Origin of the sequence: Psychrobacter sp. AOP31-B2-9, from assembly GCF_052378005.1 — a bacterium.
Lineage (GTDB): Bacteria > Pseudomonadota > Gammaproteobacteria > Pseudomonadales > Moraxellaceae > Psychrobacter.
Genome location: NZ_JBQSXG010000295.1, coordinates 1 through 959, shown reverse-complemented (window position 1 = coordinate 959; position 959 = coordinate 1). Strand labels below are relative to the sequence as shown.

Genomic DNA, 959 nt, shown 5'->3' with positions numbered 1-959 from the left:
ACTGGTGAAGAAAAAGTATTGCGAGGGGTAGAGGCTAATGAAGGTGATGCTAGAAATATTAGAGTAATGGGTCCTGTGAGCGTAAAACGTTGGCACAAAGAACCCAATCCGCCTCTTATTAATAATAATGTTAGAATAAACCAAAATGGAGATACTACAGCAAGATGCGTTGCTAATTCTACAACTCCCTTGTCATAAAACTTAACATATTACTATCTCCTAAGATCACATAATTATGATGTTTTGAATGAGCAGTTATTCTGTTTAGACAATCCCAGTAAATTATTAGTATAATCATTCTGATTTCTCAACAAAAAACTACTGTAGCCCACTATGACTTTAAAGTCTTTATTCGTATCTTTGCTTATCTTACCTCTATTTTCTATTACGGCCTGCGCCAAAACGCCTGCTACCTCGGTAGACAGTAATGGCATACCGCAAACTCGTAGTGATCTAACGGATGCTGAACAACAGCAACTAAATGACTTTTTAGCCACGCAAAAGACTAACATGCGCTTTATCGAAGGTGGTAGTTATGAGATGGGGGACTTCGGTCCTAAGTTGGACTGGACAGAAGGCATGCCAATCTCTAGCAATGGTGATAATAAAACCTTGCACAATGTCACCCTAGATAGCTTCAGTATGAATGCCTACAAGGCAACTTATGGTGATTTCGATATCTATAGTATGGCGACAGGACAGCCACAAGAGGGAATGCAAGAGTCTGTGATAGAACTGCATCAGCCCGATGCCGCTGCTGGTATCAATTGGCAAATAGCCCAAAATTACTGTCAATGGCTCGGGGAGCAGCTAAATGTACCGATGAATCTACCGACTGAGGCGCAATGGGAGTATGCGGCTCGTAATCGTGGTCAGTATGTGCTATTTCCAACCGATACAGGAGATATAGACGATGGACGTAATGTATGGACTTTTGAGCAAAAACAGGAGATAAGAAA

Annotated in this window: 2 protein-coding genes; both read left to right on the top strand. The window is 41.1% G+C overall.

Annotation, left to right across the window (positions count from 1 at the left end):
- The coding region (locus ACT3SX_RS15285; protein ID WP_444753414.1) for a hypothetical protein at positions 1 to 198 on the top strand (198 nt) is incomplete at its 5' end.
- Between the two features lie 135 nt (positions 199 to 333).
- Positions 334 to 959, top strand: a 626-nt coding sequence (locus tag ACT3SX_RS15280; RefSeq protein ID WP_444761846.1) for a formylglycine-generating enzyme family protein, incomplete at its 3' end; no start/stop codon positions are given.